The sequence below is a fragment of the Saccharopolyspora sp. NPDC003752 genome, from assembly GCF_053605825.1.
Genome location: NZ_JBSGJZ010000053.1, coordinates 1 through 15819, shown reverse-complemented (window position 1 = coordinate 15819; position 15819 = coordinate 1). Strand labels below are relative to the sequence as shown.

Below are 15819 nucleotides of genomic sequence, written 5' to 3'. Positions count from 1 at the left end.
ACGCAGGGTTGCTGCTCATGAGTGAGCCTTGCCCGATGTCGTCTTCTTCTTGGCGGCGAGCCGAACGGCGTCCATGATCTTCTCGTAACCGGTGCAGCGGCACAGGTTCCCGGCCAGCGACTCGCGGATCTCCGCGTCGGACGGGTCCGGCTTCCGGTTCAGCAGGTCGTGCGTCTGCACGAGCAGGCCCGGCGTGCAGAAACCGCACTGCACGGCACCGGCCTCGACGAACGCCTCCTGCACCTCGTCCAGCTTCTCGCCGTCGGCGAGGCCCTCCACGGTGCGCACGTCGCGGCCCTCGGCCTGCCCCGCGGCCACCAGGCACGAACAGGCCGGCACGCCGTCGAGGTAGACCGTGCAGGAACCGCATTCGCCCTGCTCGCAAGCGTTCTTCGAGCCCGGCAGGCCCAGCCGCTCGCGCAGCACGTACAGCAGGCTCTCGCCCTCCCACACGCCGTCGGCCTCGTGCGGTTGTCCGTTGACGGTGAACTTCAGGCGCATTCCTGCCTCCTGGAGCAGTGGTCGTCCCAGACCCAGGACAGGGTCCGGCGGGCCATCACGGCCAGCGCGTGGCGGCGGTAGTCGGCGGTGCCGCGCACGTCGTCGATCGGCGACGCGGCCTGCGCGACCAGCTCGCCGAACCGGCGGGCCACCGACTCCTCCAACGGCCGCCGCTGCTCCCAGTCGAGCTCGGCGCTCAGGAACTCCTCGGCCGCGAGCGCGCGCAGCGGCGTCGGGGCGGCCGAGCCGATCCCGGTGCCGACCTGCTTGCGGTCGGGGTGCAGCGCGATCGCGAAGGTGCACACCGCGATGACCATCGCGTTGCGGGTGCCGACCTTGGAGAACTGCTGCGCGCCGGTCGCCGGGGCGATGTGCACGGCGGCGATCAGCTCGTCCTCGGCCAGCGCGTTGCGCTTGACGCCGGTGAAGAACTCCGTCGCCGGGATCAGCCGCTTGCCGCGCACGGACTCGACCTCGATCCGGGCGTCGGAGGCCAGCAGCGGTGGGTGGCCGTCGCCGGCGGGGGAGGCGGAGCCGAGGTTGCCGCCGAGGGTGCCGCGGTTGCGGATCTGCGGCGACCCGACGGTGCGGCTGGCGATGGCCAGGCCCGGCACCCGGTCGCCGAGCTCGTTGATCAGGTTGGTGTAGGGCAGGCCCGCGCCGATGCGCAGCTCCCCGTCCGCCTCGGACCAGCCGGTCAGCTCCGGGACGCCGGTGAGGTCGAGCAGCGTGCTGGGGCGGCGGTGATCGAAGTTGATCTCGACCATCACGTCGGTGCCGCCGGCGATCGGCGTCGCATCCGGATGCGCGGCCTTGGCTTCGAGCGCCTCCCGCCACGAGGCGGGGCGGAGGAATTCCACGGTTGTACTCCTTGTCACGGCCGGTGAAAAGGTGTGAGTCAGTACACAGCCGGGGAGCGCTCGGTGACTAGCGGTGGAAGGCCCGAAAAAGCCTTTCGGTGGGCGGACGGGAGTTGTATGTTTCTCCAAACGCGCGGAGCCGCGGTGCGCCGTTCGGCCATCCCGCCGAAACATCGCGGAGCTCCGCACCGGGAACAGGTGGCTGCCTCGCGCCGGCAGCGGGATCCGAGGTGCGCAGGTGCAGCTGAACGACCTTCTCGCCGATCCGGAACTCGGACTGGTGCTGCTCAACGGCGCGGAGGAGATGGCCCGCCCGGTCCGCGGCGTCTACATCACCGACCTGCTGGATCCCCGGCGCTACCTGCACGGCGGCGAGCTGGTGCTCAGCGGCCTGATGTGGCGAAACGAGCCGGCTGATTCGGAGGCGTTCGTCGCCGCGCTGGTCGACGCCGGGGTGGCGGGCCTCGCCGCGGGCACCGCGCGCCTCGGCCACGCCCCGCCGGACCTGGTCGAAGCGTGCCGGCGGCACGGCCTGCCCGCCTTCGAGGTGCCGCTGACGGTCAGCTTCAACACGCTCGCCGACCGCATCCAGCGCCGCTCCGCGCCGCGCCGCGAGCTGGTCTCCGCGGCTGCTGGCGGCGCCGACCTCGACCAGGTGCTGCGGATGGCGGCCGACGAGCTCGGCACCGACTGCTGGGTGCTGTCCGCGGTCGGCTGGATCGTCGGCGGCACCGCCGACCTGCCGGAGGAAACCCGCTGCGCGGCGCTGCGCGAGTTCGCGACCGGCCGCCTCCCGCGCACCGTGCGGCCGGGCGACGCGCACGTGCTGTGGCCGGTGGAGTCCGGCATCGAGCCGCCCGCCGCCGGCTGGTTCGTGCTGGCGCGCGGCGACATCGGTGACTGGGACGAGGAGAAGGAAGCCATCGCCACCGACCTGAGCACGGTCGTGGCGCTGCTGCGCGCGCGGGTGGACGAGGCCCGCCGGATCGCGGGCCGCTCGGTGGAAGCGGCCCTTCGGCGGCTGCTCGACGGCACCTCCACGCAGGCCGAGGTCGCGGCGCGGCTGGAGACCGCGGGACTGCCGACCGACGAGCCGCTGCGAGCGGTCGCGCTCAGCGTCGGCGACCCGGCCGAGTCGACGACGCTGTTGCGCGAGATCGCCGCGGCGACGGGCATGGCGTCGGTCACGGCGCCGCTGGGCGACGGTGCGACCGCGTTGTTCGTCGACGACGAAGCCCACCTGGCGGAGCTGGACGCGCTGCTGCGCCGCATCGCCGCCGAGACGGAGCCCGGCCTGGGCCGGCGGCGGCTGGCGGTCGGCGTCAGCGACGTCAGCCCGGCGACGGCCCTGCGCGGAGCGCTGGAGGAGGCGGGGTACGCGCGGCGGCTCGCGCAGCGGCGCCGAGGGCGCGCGGAGGTCGTCGCGGCGGCGGAGCTCGCGTCGCACGAGGTGCTGCTGGCGTCGGCGCCCGACGAGCTGCGCCGCTCCTACCGCCAGCGGTTGCTCGCGGATCTGATCGCGTATGACTCGGCGCACAACTCAGACCTGGTGCGCACCCTGCGGACCTTCCTCGACTGCTCGGGATCGTGGTCGCGCTGCGCCAAGCGACTCCACGTGCACGTGAACACGCTGCGCTACCGGATCCAGCGGATCGAGGAGATCACCGGACGGGACCTCGCCGACTTCCCGTCCCGAGTGGACTTCTACCTGGCCCTCGAACTCGACCGCGAGCCCGCCGAGTAGCGCCGCATGTTCCGCCGTGGACGGACGTTTCGCCAGGTGAGCACTCGTGAATGTTCTTGGTTGCCATGGCGGCTCCAAGTGCTCACGGGGCGTGACCAGGCAGAAAATCCACCTGCGACTCGATCACGGGAAGTCGGGTTCCGGCCACGCAAAGCGACGACATCGGCGCGGTCCCGTGGGAGTGCTCACACTCGGTTCCGCTGTCCGGGGGAAGGGGCGGGCGCGGTTCGAAATCTGTGCGTGAGCGGGGTACTGTGCTTGGTCGCAGTCGCGCTCCGAGGACGCGCCCCAGCGGGTCGGACCCCGGGGAAAACCCAACCCCACCAGCCGAGACGGAGGTACCGGGATTGACCGATCTGTCCGCCACCACCGGTGTGACGGACCGCCCGAGCGGCACCGCGCAGCAGACCGAATCCGCCGCGCCGGACCCGATTCTGCAGTTCCTCGACCGGCAACGCCCCGAAACCCCCTGCCTGGTCATGGATCTGGCGCAGGTGCGCGACCGCTACCGGCAGTTGCGAACCGCCCTGCCGGACGCCCGGATCTGCTACGCGGTCAAGGCCAATCCCACCCCCGAAGTGGTCGGTGAACTGGTCGGCCTGGGGGCCTCATTCGACGTCGCCAGCCCCGGCGAGATCGACCTGTGCCTCGCCAAGGGCGCGGCCCCGGAGTCCATCTCCTACGGCAACACCATCAAGAAGCGCCGCGACGTCGCCCGCGCCTACGAGCAGGGCGTCCGCCTGTTCGTCACCGACAGCGCCGCCGACCTGGCCAACATCGCCGAGGTCGCGCCGGGTTCGCGGGTGTTCTGCCGGGTCCTGGTGGACAACAAGGGATCCCGCACCCCGTTCGGCCGCAAGTTCGGCTGCTCGCCGGAGACCGCCGCGCAGCTGCTGCGGCGCGCGCGGGAACTCGGCCTGGACGCCTACGGCGTGTCCTTCCACATTGGATCGCAGCAGCTGGAACCCGCCGCGTGGGAGCACGGGATCAGCGCCGCCCGGCGGGTGTTCGAGGACTGCGCCGAGCACGGCGTGCGGCTGCGGATGGTGAACCTCGGCGGCGGATTGCCCGCCGGCTACACCGAATCCGCCCCGCCGCTGGCCGACTACGTGCGCCGCATCGAGGAGTCGCTGGACCGCAATTTCGGCGCCCAGCGGCCGGAACTGCTCATCGAGCCGGGCCGCTTCATCGTCGGCGACGCGGGCGTGCTGCGCAGCGAGGTCGTGCTCGTCAGCGACGCCGTCGACGGCGACCGCAGCTGGGTCTACCTGGACATCGGTCGCTACAACGGGCTCGCCGAAACGGAAGGCGAGGCCATCACCTACCGGCTGCGCACCTCCCGCGACGGCGACCCGCGCGGCCCGGTGGTGCTCGCCGGGCCGACCTGCGACGGCGACGACGTGCTCTACCAGCGCACCAGGTACGAGCTGCCGCGAACGCTGCGCGGCGGAGACTGGGTCGATCTGCTCAGCGCGGGCGCGTACACCGCGAGCTATTCATCGGTGGGTTTCAACGGATTCACCCCGCTGCCCACGTATTGCGTCGACGGCGACGAACAGCCGTGATCGCCTGGGCAACTTCGAGAAGCCGACACCGAACAGTGCCGACTGGGAGATCGTGCGGGATGGGAGAGTCAGTGCGCTCAACGCGAGCCTGCCGTCAGGCAAGCGGCGTGAGCCGCTTTCGGCCATGCACGCAACTTGCACCGCCGCGGGTTCTCAGGTGTCTTCTCGCGAGGACAGCCCCGACGCGTCGTATTGGGCATACGTGTGTCGGGGATCCCGGAGTCGAGAAGGCGGCAGGAACTCCCGCAGGGGGGCCGCTACCCACACCGCCACGCAAACCGACCCGCTCAACTTCTGAGCGCTGGAATCTGCGAAATGATGGGAGGTCGATAGATGTCCGTTGACACCGGGACGCCGCCGGTTGGGTTGTTCACCGGCCAGCATGTCCTTGCCGAGCTGGAGGGCGTTGATCCGGATCTGCTCGACGACGAGCAGTTCCTGCGCGAGACCCTGCACGACGCGCTGAGCCAGTCGCACGCCACCGTGTGCCAGATGATCGCCAAGCGGTTCGAGCCGCAGGGTGTCACCGTGTTGGCGTTGCTGTCGGAGTCCCACGCTTCGCTGCACACGTACCCGGAGGACGGCTCGATCTTCATCGATGTCTTCACCTGCGGGCACACGGCCCAGCCGGAGCGCGCGGTCGAACTGCTCGCCGAGGCGCTGAAACCGGCCTCGCAGAACGTCCAGACCATTCAGCGGGGCCGCGACTACGCGGGCCTCGCCTCGTGAAGTCGCCAGGACAGTCAGGAGCGCGTTTTGCGCAGGTGATCCCGTAGCGGAACCTGAGATGCCTACTCGGTCCGGGAGTCCCGACGTCCAATATGCAGCGTCGGGGCAGGTTCTCCCGGAGAACCCCGGCGGGGTGGGCACAGTCTGAGAACCGCGGGTGGTCACCGTGCGTGCGTGGGCCAAGCGGCTTCGCCGCTTTGAAGACATGCCTTACCGGGCAAGCCGAATCAAGGAGGAGCACCGTTGATCGAACTCGACGGGCACCGGTGGATCAAGGAGCCGATGGGCGACGACCTGCAGCGCCTGTGGCGGGTCGACGAGGTGCTGTGGGAGGGCGACACCGACTACCAGCACGTGGTCATCGGCCGCACCGGCCAGGGCGTTTCGCTGTTCTGCGACGACGACCGGCAGAGCACCGAGTTCTCCCAACTGGTCTACCACGAGGCGATGATGGTGCCGGCGTTCCTGCTCGCCGCGCAGGTCGAGCGGGTGCTGATCATCGGTTCCAGCGAGGGCGTGGCCAGCCAGATGGCGGTCGCGGCCGGGGCCGGCCGGGTCGACCACGTCGACATCGACGAGCAGTGCGTGCGCATCTGCGCCGAGCACCTGCCGTACGGCTACAGCACCGAGGAGCTCGCCCGCGTCGAGCAGGGTGACGGGCCGATCAAGCTGCACTACGCGGACGGCTGGGGCTTCCTCGACCAGGCGCCGCCGGAGGGCTACGACATCGTCGTCGTCGACCTGCCCGACGAGCGGGCCGACGACGCCGACGGCCAGCACAACCGGCTGTACGGCCTGGAGTTCATCCGGCGCTGCCAGGCGGTGCTCGCGGCCGGTGGCGTGGTCGCGTTCCAGGCCGGGTGCCCGACGGTGTGGCGCAACGAGACGCTGATCCGCGCCTACAACCGGTTCCGGTCGGTGTTCGACACCGTCGCCTACTTCGGCTCCGACGAGCACGAGTGGGCGTTCCTGTTCGGCCGGGTCGAGCAGATAGACGACCCGACGAACGTGATGCTGGAGGCGTTCTCCCAGTCGGCCTACCGGCCGGAGACGATCGACGAGGCCAGCCTCATCGGCTGCACCGTCCCGCCGTACTCCGTCCGCAACCAGACCTAAACCTTCCACCCTTCCGCATTGCGGAACCCAGGTTCCACGGTCCGCAATTTCAATGGAAATCAGAGCTCTGATTTCCATTGAGCGTTTTTCACCCTGGTCGGCCCGCAGCCGCGGGTCGCAAAGGTGCACGTCGATGGGGTGTCGCATGCGCCGCAGGCGCATAGCCCACCTACGCAGCTCGCACCGCCGCGGGTTCTCAGAGGCTTCCTGGCGAGGACGGCCCTGACGCCGTGTATTGGACATACATAAGTCAGGGCACCCACAGTCCAGGGAGCCTCTGAGGTTCCGCTACCCGCACCGCTACGCAGAACGAGGTTGGAAAAACCTCATTGAAATTGCGGCCTAGAGCGAGCCGAAGTAGGGGTGGCGGCCCGGGTTGCCGTCGCGGGGGATGAACCACTGGTCGAAGGCCACGCCCCGCGCGCGCAGCTCGGCCTCGACCTTGGAGACCTGCTCCGCCACCTCCGGCTCCGCATCTTCCGTCAGCGGCAGGTCCACCTCGTAGAGCTCGTCGTGGTCGGTGTCGCCGAAGGCCCGCCCGGCGAAGGCGGCGAACACCGTCTCGCTGTCGTCCCAGCTCATCAGCTCAGCCGCCTCCAGCACCACGCGCGCCTCGTTGACCACCAGCCGCAACGACAGCGCCTCGGCGACCGTGCGCGGCGGAGTCCAGTTCGGCTCCGTCAGCCGCACCGCGACCGCCGCCGACGACAGCACGAAAGCGCGGGCGAAGAACGCGTCGTAGCAGTGGTCGTAGCAGGGCGGCAATTCCTCCAGCACCAGCAGCCCGACCGCGTCGGCCACCGTCGCGTTGTTCACCGCCAAGGCCAGTTCGTCGTAGAAGATCTCGTCGGTGACCACCCGCACCGCGTGGATCAGCGCCCCGGCGGCCAGCGCGTGGGTGTCCGGATCGGCGCCGAACGCGCTCGCCTCGAACGCCCGCAGCTGCGGGGCCAGCCTGGTGAGCCGGACGCGCCAGTGCTCGGCGTCCATCGCGGGCTCGGCGGAGGTCTCCAGCGCCTCCTCGACCGCCGCCTCCAACTCCTCGTTGATGTCCGAGGCCGCGGCGAGCCGCTGGTTGAACTCGTCCTCGGTGATCCGCACCTCCGAGTGCGCCACCGACCAGCCGGTGAGCACCTCGCACTCGCCGATCAGCTCGTCGAGCACCGAGGCGGCCGCTTCCTCGGCCGCCAGCAGCGACGGCGCGTCGAGCGCGAGCACCACGCTCGCGCCGGTCAGGTGCACCGTGATGCGGTAGTCGAGGACGTCGATGTCGCCATCCCCCGGACCGGAGACCCCCTCGACCAGCGCGAGGTGGCGGTCGAGCACGGCCGCTATCCCCTCCTGCTGCAGCGCGTCGAGCTCCACGACCTCGGCCGGCGGCGCGAGCTCCGCTGTCACCGCATAGTCCACCGCTTCTCGCCCTCTCCTCGACGGTTGGTCGGCATGTTACGTCGTCCGGCAGGCGGGGACCCGTCAGCCGATCGAGGGCCCCTCATCGGCCATGATGAACCACGTGACAACGACTGTGGCCGTATTCGGCAGCTGCAACATGGACCTGGTGGCCTACGTCGGGACGGCCCCGAAGCGCGGTGAGACGGTGCTGGGGCGGGAGTTCCACACGGTGCCAGGCGGCAAGGGCGCCAACCAGGCGATCGCCGCGGCGAAGGCAGGCGCGGCGGTGCGCATGATCGGCGCGGTCGGCGAGGACGAATTCGGCACCCAGATCCGCGACACCCTGCAGAAATCCACTGTGGACGTCACGGGGGTCCGCACGGTGCCGGGGCGCAGTGGCACGGCGCACATCGTGGTGGACGACGAGGGCGGCAACTCGATCGTCGTGGTGCCGGGTGCCAACGGGACGGTCGACGGGCTCGCCGAGGGCGACGAGGAACTGATCGCCGGATCGCGGAGTTTGCTGCTGCAGCTGGAGATTCCGTTCCCCGGCGTGGCCGCGGCCGCGGCGGCGGCACGCCGCAATGGAGTGCGCGTGGTGCTCACGCCGGCCCCGGCGGTGCCGCTGCCCGGGGAAATCCTGTCGAATGTGGACCTGCTGGTGCCCAACGAGCACGAGGCGGCGATCCTGGCGGGCGACGACGACCCGCACCGCGCGCTCGCCGCGCTGCTGGAGCTGGTTCCAGAAGTGGTGATCACCCTCGGTGCCCGCGGCTCGCTGTACGGCAACCGCGACGGAGCGCGCGTGGAGGCGCCCAGCTTCCCGGTCGAGGCCGTCGACACCACGGCCGCGGGCGACACCTTCGTCGGCGTGCTGAGCGCAGCGCTGGGCGAGGGCGCCGAGATGCCCGAGGCACTGCGGCTGGCCTCCGCCGGTGCGGCGGTGTCGGTGCAGCGCAACGGGGCCAGCAGCTCGATGCCGACCCGTCAGGAAATCACCGACTTCTTGGCGTCCGCATAAGGGATTCACCGCGACAATTACTGCTCGTTCAAGACCGCGTTACGAGGAGTCATTGCACGAGTTTCACGGGCGGCCGGATTGGTCCCGAGTTCGAACCGGCCGCCCGTGGCACGTGCTCACTGAGCGTTGTCGTAGGCCTCGACGACCTCCGCCGGAATGCGGCCCCGGTCGGAAACCTGCATGCCCTGATTCCGGGCCCATTCCCGAATGGCCTGGTTGCGTTCGCGGTCGGCCGCGGTCGGCGTCGCCGAGGGCTTGCCCGGCTTGACGGCGACGCGCTTGCGGCCACCGGTCTTCCGGGCGTTGGCCACGAAAGACGCCAGCGAGTCGCGGAGTTTGGCCGCATTTTCGGTGGACAGGTCAATTGCGTAGTTCACCCCGTCCAAGGCGAACTCCACGGTGCTGTCGGCTGCTGTGCCGTCGACGTCGTCGACGAGCTGAACGGTGACTTTCTGCGCCACGGTAACCCTCATTCCGGCTCGATTCCCCGTCTTCTCCGCGAACCTCGTGCGGAGAAGAGCGAGCGAACAATAAACGATCGGCGCAAGAATGATCCAGCCGCGGCCGGAATTTCCTGCGATGTGCGCTGGATTACTTTCCAGGATTGCCCCGCAGCGGTTACTGTCAGTCGGTGGTCGGGCGCTCGCCGGCATGTGAGGTGGCGCGTGACCCGCCCGGCGGTTATCGACAGGTCGCCGCGTTGTTCTATGGTTAAGTACGAGACAACAGCGATGCCGCGTGCTACAACGTGGTCAGGGCTCGCAGTAGTCTTACCTGCAAGTGTCGCGGATCGAGGCGGGGCACGTTCCCGAGACAGGTGATCATGGCCGAGCGGATTCAGGTCGAACTCGTCGATGACATCGACGGGTCCCCAGCCAACCACACCGTCACCTTCGCACTGGATGGTGTGACCTACGAAATCGACCTGAACGAGAAGCACACCAAGCAACTCCGGGCCGTGCTCGATCGCTACATCAAGGCCGCGCGGGCGCCCAAGCCGGAGCCGGTGCGCAGCACCCGCCAGCAGGAGCGCGAAGAGGAACAGGCCCGGCAGGCCAACAAGCAGCTGACGGAGCAGATCCGCGGTGCCGCGCAGCGCACCCGCGAGCACCTCAGCAAGAAGGCCGCCGAGCCCGAACCGGAGCCCGCCGAGCAGTCGGAGCCGGTCGAGGAAACGCTCTTCGACACGACGTCGGCCGAGGAAGCGAAGTCGGACGCCGCCCGCGTGCCGGCCGTTTCGCTGCCGACGTTCTCCTCCGCCGTCGACTGAGCTCACCGGGCAGGTTCGTTCGGCGAAACCGCGCTCATCCCGGCCCGGTGCCATGCCGTGAGCGAATTCCGCAAGATGCCGGAATGATCACGGATCTGGACACGCGCGGTCCGGTCAAAATACGGTGCTCGCGTTTACCCCGGCGGCAGGCGGGAGACGCGCGTGGCGGATCACTGCAGACGAGGCGTGCTGGTGGCGCTGGCCACCGCGATCGCGGCGACCGGCTGCGCCCCGCTGGTGGACGTCGAGCAGACCGCCGCCGAGGTGCGCTCCTCCGTGCAGGCTCCGACGGTGCGCGGCGGCGAGGCGGTGATCGCGCTCGACCAGGAGCCGGACAAGCTCGACCCGACGCTGGCGTCGACGCTGGCCAGCCGCCAGATCTTCAGCAGCATGTGCGAGAAGCTCTACGACGTCGACGAATCCGTCCGCCTGGTGCCGCAACTGGCCGCCGCGCTGCCGCAGATCTCCGCCGACGGCCGGGAACTCACGATCCCGCTGCGCACCGGGGTGCTGTTCAACGACGGCACCCCGCTCGACGCGCCCGCAGTCAAGAAGAGCCTGGACCGGCACCGCGAGCTCAAGGGTTCGGCCCGCAAGACCGAGCTCAACGCGGTCGAATCGGTGGCGGTCGTGGATCCGAGCACGGTGCGGCTCACCCTGTCCCGGCCGTACGCCCCGCTGACCAGCATGCTCGCCGACCGCGCCGGCATGATCATGTCCCCGGCGAAGCTCGACGAACGCGGCGCGGACTTCACCGACGACCCGGTCTGCGTCGGGCCGTTCCGGTTCACCGAACGCGTCGCGCAGGACCGGATCGTGCTGGACCGCAGCGAGTTCTACTACGACCGCGATCGCGTCCGCCTGGATCGGCTGGTGTACCGGACGGTCCCCGACGACAACATCCGGATGGCCAACCTGCGCTCCGGCGAGTTCGACGTGATCTGGGAGGCGCCCACTCCCGAAGTGCCGATCCTGTTGCGGGACAACGGAATCGTGCTGCTCAACCAGCCGACGCTGCAGTACTACGGCATCACCGTCAACGTGCGCAACGTCGGCGGCGAGACCGGTGAGGTGACCGGCCCGCTCGCCGACGATCCCCGGCTGCGGGAAGCCCTGTCGCTGGCCATCGACCGGCGCACGCTCAACAAGATCGCCTTCAACGGGCTGTTCCGGGCCGCCTGCGGGCCCATCCCGGACAGCAGCGAGTACGCCACCCCGAAGACCCAGGAATGCCCGCCGCACGACCCGGAGCGGGCCCGCCGGCTCATCGCCGAGACCGGCGTGCGGACACCGGTGCGGTTCGAGATGACGCTGGCCAACGACCCGACCCAGCTCCGGGCGGGCCAGGTCATCCAGGCGATGGCCGCCCAGGTGGGCTTCGACGTCGTGCTGCGCCCGACCGAGTCGGCGACGGCGATCAGCGAGGCGCGGCAGGGTCGCTTCCAGACCTTCTTCGTCGGCTGGTCCGGCCGGCCCGACCCGGACGGCAACATCGCCGCCTTCCACACCGAAGGCGGCTCGCAGAACTACAGCGGCGACTTCAGCCCCGCCACCGACGAGCTGATCGAGCAGGCCGGCAGCGAGCAGGACGTGCCCCGGCGCCGGGCCCTGTACGAGCAGATCGTCGACGCCCTGCACCAGCGCAACAACGTCGTCTACCTCTACCGCACGCAGTACTACACCGCGCACACCGCGCAGCTCGCCGGCGTCGAGACCTTCCCCGACGGGATCATCCGGATGAAGTCCGCGGGCCACGTCCAGGCGGGGGGATGACATGCGCAGCTACGCGCTCCACCGGATCCTGCAGTCCGCGGTGACCCTGGTGCTGGTGTCGCTGGTGGTGTTCGCGGGGCTCCGCGCGCTGCCCGGCGACCCGGCCGTCGCGATCGCCGGCATCGAGGCCGACGACGCGGTGATCGCGGAGATCCGCCGCGCCCACCTGCTCGACGAGCCGATCCACGTGCAGTACGCGGCCTGGGTCGGCCGCGTGCTGCAGGGCGATCTCGGCGAATCTGCCCAGACCGGCCTGCCGATCGGCGACATCATCCTCACCAGGCTGCCGGTGACACTCGAACTGGCCGTGCTGAGCCTGCTGTTCGCCGCGCTGATCGGCCTGACCGCCGGAGTGCTCAGCGCCGTGCGCCGCGGCACCGCGGTGGACTGGCTCGGCAACGGCGCGTCGCTGTTCGGCCTGTCCATCCCGAACTTCTGGCTCGGCCTGATGTGCGTCCTGGTGTTCGCGGTCTGGCTCGGCGTGCTGCCCGCCTCCGGCTACGTCCCGTTCACCGAGTCGCCGCTGGGCAACCTGCAACGGCTGATCCTGCCCGCGTTCGTGCTCGGCAGCGGCCTGGCCGCGGTGCTGATGCGGCAGATGCGATCGTCCATGTTGGACGCGTTGGGCTCGGACTACGTGCGGACCGCGCGCGCCAAGGGCGCCGGGGAGTTGCGCGTGGTCGGCATCCACGGCCTGCGCAACAGCCTGATCACCGTCCTGACGATCCTCGGCCTGCAGCTCGGCACGCTGATCTCCGGCGCCGTGGTCACCGAGCAGATCTTCGTGCTGCCGGGCTTCGGCAAATTGATGGTCGATGCCGTGTTCACCCGCGACTACCCGGTGATCCAGGCCGCGGTGCTGGTCTCCGCGGCCGGCTACATCCTGGTGAACCTGCTCGTCGACCTGCTGTATTCGGTGGTGGATCCGCGAATCAGAGTCCGTGGAGGTGCCGGATGACCCAGGCGGATCTGCCGCGGGTGAGCGGTTCGCGACGGGTGCTGCGCCGCCTGCTGCGGCACCGCACCGGCGTCGTCGGGCTCGTGCTGTCGGCGCTGTTCGTGCTGGTGGCGGCGGCCGCGCCGGTGATCGCGCCGGCGGATCCGGCGGCGGTGAACTTCGACCAGGTCCTCCAGCAGCCGTCGGTCGTGCTGCCGCTGGGCAGCGACGAGCTCGGCCGCGACCAGCTCGCGCGCGTCATCTACGGCATCCGCGCGTCGATCGTGGTCGGCGTGCTGTCGGTCCTGCTAGCGGTGGTCGTCGCAGTGCCGCTCGGCCTGATCGCCGGCTACTACCGCGGCTTCGCCGACACCGTCGTCTCGCGCCTCACCGACACCCTGCTGGCGTTCCCGTTCCTGGTGCTGGCCGTCGGCCTGGCCGCGGTGCTCGGCGCGTCGATGGTGAACGCGGCCATCGCGATCGGCCTGTCGCAGGTGCCGAACCTGATCCGCGTCATGCGCGGGGAGACCCTGCGGCTGGCCGGCGAGGACTACGTGGCCGCCTGCGTCGCGGCCGGTGGGCGCGGCACGACCGCGATGTTCCGGCACATCCTGCCCAACGCGGTGAACGCGCTGCTGGTCCAGGTCACGGTCGCCATCCCGCTGGCGATCATCGGCGAGGCGCTGCTGTCGTTCCTGGGGCTGGGCGTGCAGCCGCCGGAGGCATCGCTCGGCGTGATGCTGTCGGCCGCGCAGACGTACCTCGCGCAGGCGCCCTGGCTGGTGGTCTTCCCCGGCCTGGCGGTCGTGCTCGCGACGCTCGCCTTCAACCTCCTCGGCGACGGCCTGCGCGACGCCCTCGATCCGAAGGGGCAGCGATGAGCGACGTGCTTTCCTTCACCGACCTGCGGGTGCGCTTCCGCACCGAGGACGGCGTCGCGGAGGCGGTCCGCGGCGTCAGCTTCGGCATCGCGCCCGGCGAGATCCTCGCGGTGGTCGGCGAGTCCGGCTCGGGCAAGAGCGTCACCGCGATGTCCGCGCTCGGGCTGCTCGCGCCGACCGCCGAGGTCACCGGGCGCATCGAGCTGGACGGCGCCGAGCTGAGCGCCCCGGACCTGCGGCGGATCCGGGGCAAGCAGCTCGCGATGGTCTTCCAGGAGCCGATGACCTCGCTCAACCCGGTCTTCACCATCGGCTGGCAGCTCGTCGAGGCGATCCGGCTGCACCGGAACATGCCGGCCGGCGAGGCGCGCGAGCACGCGGCGGAACTGCTCGACGTCGTCGGCATCCCGGAGCCGCGCCGACGGCTGAAGCACTACCCGCACCAGCTCTCCGGGGGGCAGCGGCAGCGGGTGGTGATCGCGATGGCGCTGGCCTGCGAGCCCAGGGTGCTGATCGCCGACGAACCGACCACCGCGCTGGACGTGACGGTGCAGGCCGAGATCCTGGCCCTGCTGCGCGACCTCCGCGAACGCCGCGGGATGACGATCCTGCTGATCACCCACGACATGGGGGTGGTGGCGGACCTCGCGGACCGGGTGGTGGTGATGCACCGCGGCGTCCTGGTCGAGCAGGCCCCCGTCGAGCAGCTGTTCCGCGCGCCCGAGCACGACTACACCAAGGCGCTCTTGGCGGCAGTGCCGAGGCTGGAGATCGGCGAGCGCACCGAAGCCGAGCCCGCGGAGCCGGTGCTCCGGGTCGAAGACCTGGTCGTGAGCTACGCCGGCCAGCGCGCCGTCGACGGGGTGTCGCTGCACGTCGAACGCGGCGAAGTCCTCGCGCTGGTCGGCGAATCCGGCTCCGGGAAGTCCACTGTGGGCAAGGCGGTGGCCCGCCTGCTGACCCCGGCCGAGGGCCGGATCGTGCTCGACGGCCAGGACATCAGCCGACTGCCGGCGCGACGGCTGCGCTCGGTGCGCCGCAACATCGGCATCGTCTTCCAAGACCCCGGCTCATCGCTGGACCCGCGCATGACCATCGCGGACAGCATCGCCGAGCCACTGCGCCTGCACCGAGCTGCACGTGGCCGCGAACTGGCGGAGCGCGTCGACAACCTGCTCGACGCGGTGGAGCTCGGGGCGTCGATGCGCGGCCGCTACCCGCACGAGTTGTCCGGCGGGCAGCGCCAGCGCGTCAGCATCGCGCGGGCGCTGGCGCTGGAGCCGCGACTGCTGATCGCCGACGAACCGACCAGCGCGCTCGACGTGTCGGTGCAGGACGCGGTGCTCCGGCTGTTCCAAGAGCTCCAGGCCAGGCTGAACTTCAGCTGCCTGTTCATCAGCCACGACCTGGCGGTGGTGAACCTGCTCGCCCGCCGGGTGGCCGTCATGCACCGGGGCGAGGTGGTCGAGCAGGGAGACCGCACCCAGGTGCTCGGCGACCCGCAGCACGAATACACGCGACGACTCCTGGCCGCGGCTCCGGTGCCCGACCCGATCCGCCAGCGCGCGCGACGGGCCGCGTCCTGAAGGAGCGGTCAGTCCTCGGCGCGGTGCCGTCGCGACCTGCTGCGCGCACCGGGCCCGGTGCGCGCAGCCTTCTTGGCCTCGGCCTTCGGTCGCTCGACCCGCTCAGCCAGGGCGGCGGCGAACTCGGGCGGGGCGCTGGGACCCCAGTTCCGGTCTTCCGGGTCCCCAAGCGTCTCGCGCAGCTCGGTGTAGATCGGTGTGGAGTCCACTGCTACCCCCGTTCAGACGATCGTCTGGGAGGCTACCGGCGCTTTCCGGGCGATTCGCGGCGACGAAGCAGGACCACACGAACGTGGACTCGAACCGCGGTCCGGGCGGTCATCCCGCGCAAGCGCCCCAAGATCGGCTCTGACCTGGTGTTTTGATGTTTAAGGGGGGGTGGTTGCAGGGGGTGTTTCGGGGGTGTGTAACTTTATCCAAGTCAGAGCGACACGGGCCGGGAAA

General features: G+C 70.3%; 15 protein-coding genes. 10 read left to right on the top strand and 5 right to left on the bottom strand.

All coding sequences use genetic code 11. From position 1 onward, the window contains the following. Positions 1-15 precede the first annotated feature (15 nt). Entirely contained in the window at positions 16-501 is a 486-nt protein-coding gene (locus tag ACWEV3_RS38780) for a (2Fe-2S)-binding protein (RefSeq protein WP_452618676.1), read from the bottom strand. After that, positions 492-1361 (bottom strand): FAD binding domain-containing protein, encoded by an 870-nt coding sequence (locus ACWEV3_RS38775; protein WP_452618675.1) that lies wholly within the window; start codon positions 1359-1361, stop codon positions 492-494. Before ACWEV3_RS38775 ends, ACWEV3_RS38780 begins: the two co-directional genes overlap by 10 nt. Positions 1362-1599: 238 nt before the next feature. Here ACWEV3_RS38775 and ACWEV3_RS38770 point away from each other — a divergent pair, with 238 nt between their 5' ends. The 4 genes from ACWEV3_RS38770 to ACWEV3_RS38755 all read left to right on the top strand — a co-directional run bounded on the left by ACWEV3_RS38770 (position 1600) and on the right by ACWEV3_RS38755 (position 6515). Next, entirely contained in the window at positions 1600-3105 is a 1506-nt protein-coding gene (locus ACWEV3_RS38770; RefSeq protein ID WP_452618673.1) for a PucR family transcriptional regulator, read from the top strand. 347 nt (positions 3106-3452) lie between these two features. Next, entirely contained in the window at positions 3453-4670 is a 1218-nt protein-coding gene (locus tag ACWEV3_RS38765) for a type III PLP-dependent enzyme (protein ID WP_397528707.1), read from the top strand. A 333-nt stretch (positions 4671-5003) separates the two neighbouring features. Then, positions 5004-5399, top strand: coding sequence for an adenosylmethionine decarboxylase (gene speD / locus ACWEV3_RS38760; RefSeq protein ID WP_397528706.1), 396 nt, complete (start codon positions 5004-5006; stop codon positions 5397-5399). Between the two features lie 243 nt (positions 5400-5642). Continuing rightward, a complete protein-coding gene (locus tag ACWEV3_RS38755) occupies positions 5643-6515 on the top strand; it encodes a spermidine synthase (RefSeq protein ID WP_452618671.1) in 873 nt (290 codons plus the stop codon). 342 nt (positions 6516-6857) lie between these two features. Here the strand turns inward: ACWEV3_RS38755 and ACWEV3_RS38750 are convergent, their stop codons facing one another. Then, complete coding sequence (locus tag ACWEV3_RS38750; protein WP_452618670.1) at positions 6858-7925, bottom strand: hypothetical protein; 1068 nt, start codon at positions 7923-7925, stop codon at positions 6858-6860. Between the two features lie 103 nt (positions 7926-8028). Here ACWEV3_RS38750 and rbsK point away from each other — a divergent pair, with 103 nt between their 5' ends. Further along, positions 8029-8928, top strand: a complete 900-nt coding sequence (gene rbsK, locus ACWEV3_RS38745; RefSeq protein WP_452618669.1) for a ribokinase — start codon at positions 8029-8031, stop codon at positions 8926-8928. Between the two features lie 116 nt (positions 8929-9044). Here the strand turns inward: rbsK and ACWEV3_RS38740 are convergent, their stop codons facing one another. Then, positions 9045-9389, bottom strand: coding sequence for a histone-like nucleoid-structuring protein Lsr2 (locus tag ACWEV3_RS38740; protein WP_132482616.1), 345 nt, complete (start codon positions 9387-9389; stop codon positions 9045-9047). Positions 9390-9751: 362 nt separating this feature from the next. Here ACWEV3_RS38740 and ACWEV3_RS38735 point away from each other — a divergent pair, with 362 nt between their 5' ends. The 5 genes from ACWEV3_RS38735 (at position 9752) to ACWEV3_RS38715 (ending at position 15375) form a co-directional block, all read left to right on the top strand. After that, on the top strand, positions 9752-10198 hold the full coding sequence (locus ACWEV3_RS38735; protein WP_452618668.1) for a histone-like nucleoid-structuring protein Lsr2: 447 nt from the start codon (positions 9752-9754) through the stop codon (positions 10196-10198). A 162-nt stretch (positions 10199-10360) separates the two neighbouring features. Next, the gene (locus tag ACWEV3_RS38730; protein ID WP_452618667.1) at positions 10361-11971 is read left to right on the top strand and encodes an ABC transporter substrate-binding protein; all 1611 of its coding nucleotides are present in this window, start codon (positions 10361-10363) and stop codon (positions 11969-11971) included. Between the two features lies 1 nt (position 11972). Next, positions 11973-12929, top strand: a complete 957-nt coding sequence (locus ACWEV3_RS38725) for an ABC transporter permease (protein ID WP_452618666.1) — start codon at positions 11973-11975, stop codon at positions 12927-12929. After that, complete coding sequence (locus tag ACWEV3_RS38720; protein ID WP_452618665.1) at positions 12926-13789, top strand: ABC transporter permease; 864 nt, start codon at positions 12926-12928, stop codon at positions 13787-13789. Before ACWEV3_RS38725 ends, ACWEV3_RS38720 begins: the two co-directional genes overlap by 4 nt. After that, positions 13786-15375, top strand: coding sequence for an ABC transporter ATP-binding protein (locus ACWEV3_RS38715; protein ID WP_452618664.1), 1590 nt, complete (start codon positions 13786-13788; stop codon positions 15373-15375). Before ACWEV3_RS38720 ends, ACWEV3_RS38715 begins: the two co-directional genes overlap by 4 nt. Before the next feature lie 8 nt (positions 15376-15383). Here ACWEV3_RS38715 and ACWEV3_RS38710 read toward each other — a convergent pair whose 3' ends face one another. After that, entirely contained in the window at positions 15384-15584 is a 201-nt protein-coding gene (locus ACWEV3_RS38710) for a hypothetical protein (protein ID WP_363907283.1), read from the bottom strand. Positions 15585-15819: the final 235 nt, after the last annotated feature.

Bases quoted from the DNA above. Each gene is read 5' to 3' on its own strand.
- ACWEV3_RS38780 (WP_452618676.1), bottom strand. From the start codon at position 501: ATGCGCCTGAAGTTCACCGTCAACGGACAACCGCACGAGGCCGACGGC.
- speD (WP_397528706.1), top strand. From the start codon at position 5,004: ATGTCCGTTGACACCGGGACGCCGCCGGTTGGGTTGTTCACCGGCCAG.
- ACWEV3_RS38735 (WP_452618668.1), top strand. From the start codon at position 9,752: ATGGCCGAGCGGATTCAGGTCGAACTCGTCGATGACATCGACGGGTCC.
- ACWEV3_RS38725 (WP_452618666.1), top strand. From the start codon at position 11,973: ATGCGCAGCTACGCGCTCCACCGGATCCTGCAGTCCGCGGTGACCCTG.
- ACWEV3_RS38720 (WP_452618665.1), top strand. From the start codon at position 12,926: ATGACCCAGGCGGATCTGCCGCGGGTGAGCGGTTCGCGACGGGTGCTG.
- ACWEV3_RS38715 (WP_452618664.1), top strand. From the start codon at position 13,786: ATGAGCGACGTGCTTTCCTTCACCGACCTGCGGGTGCGCTTCCGCACC.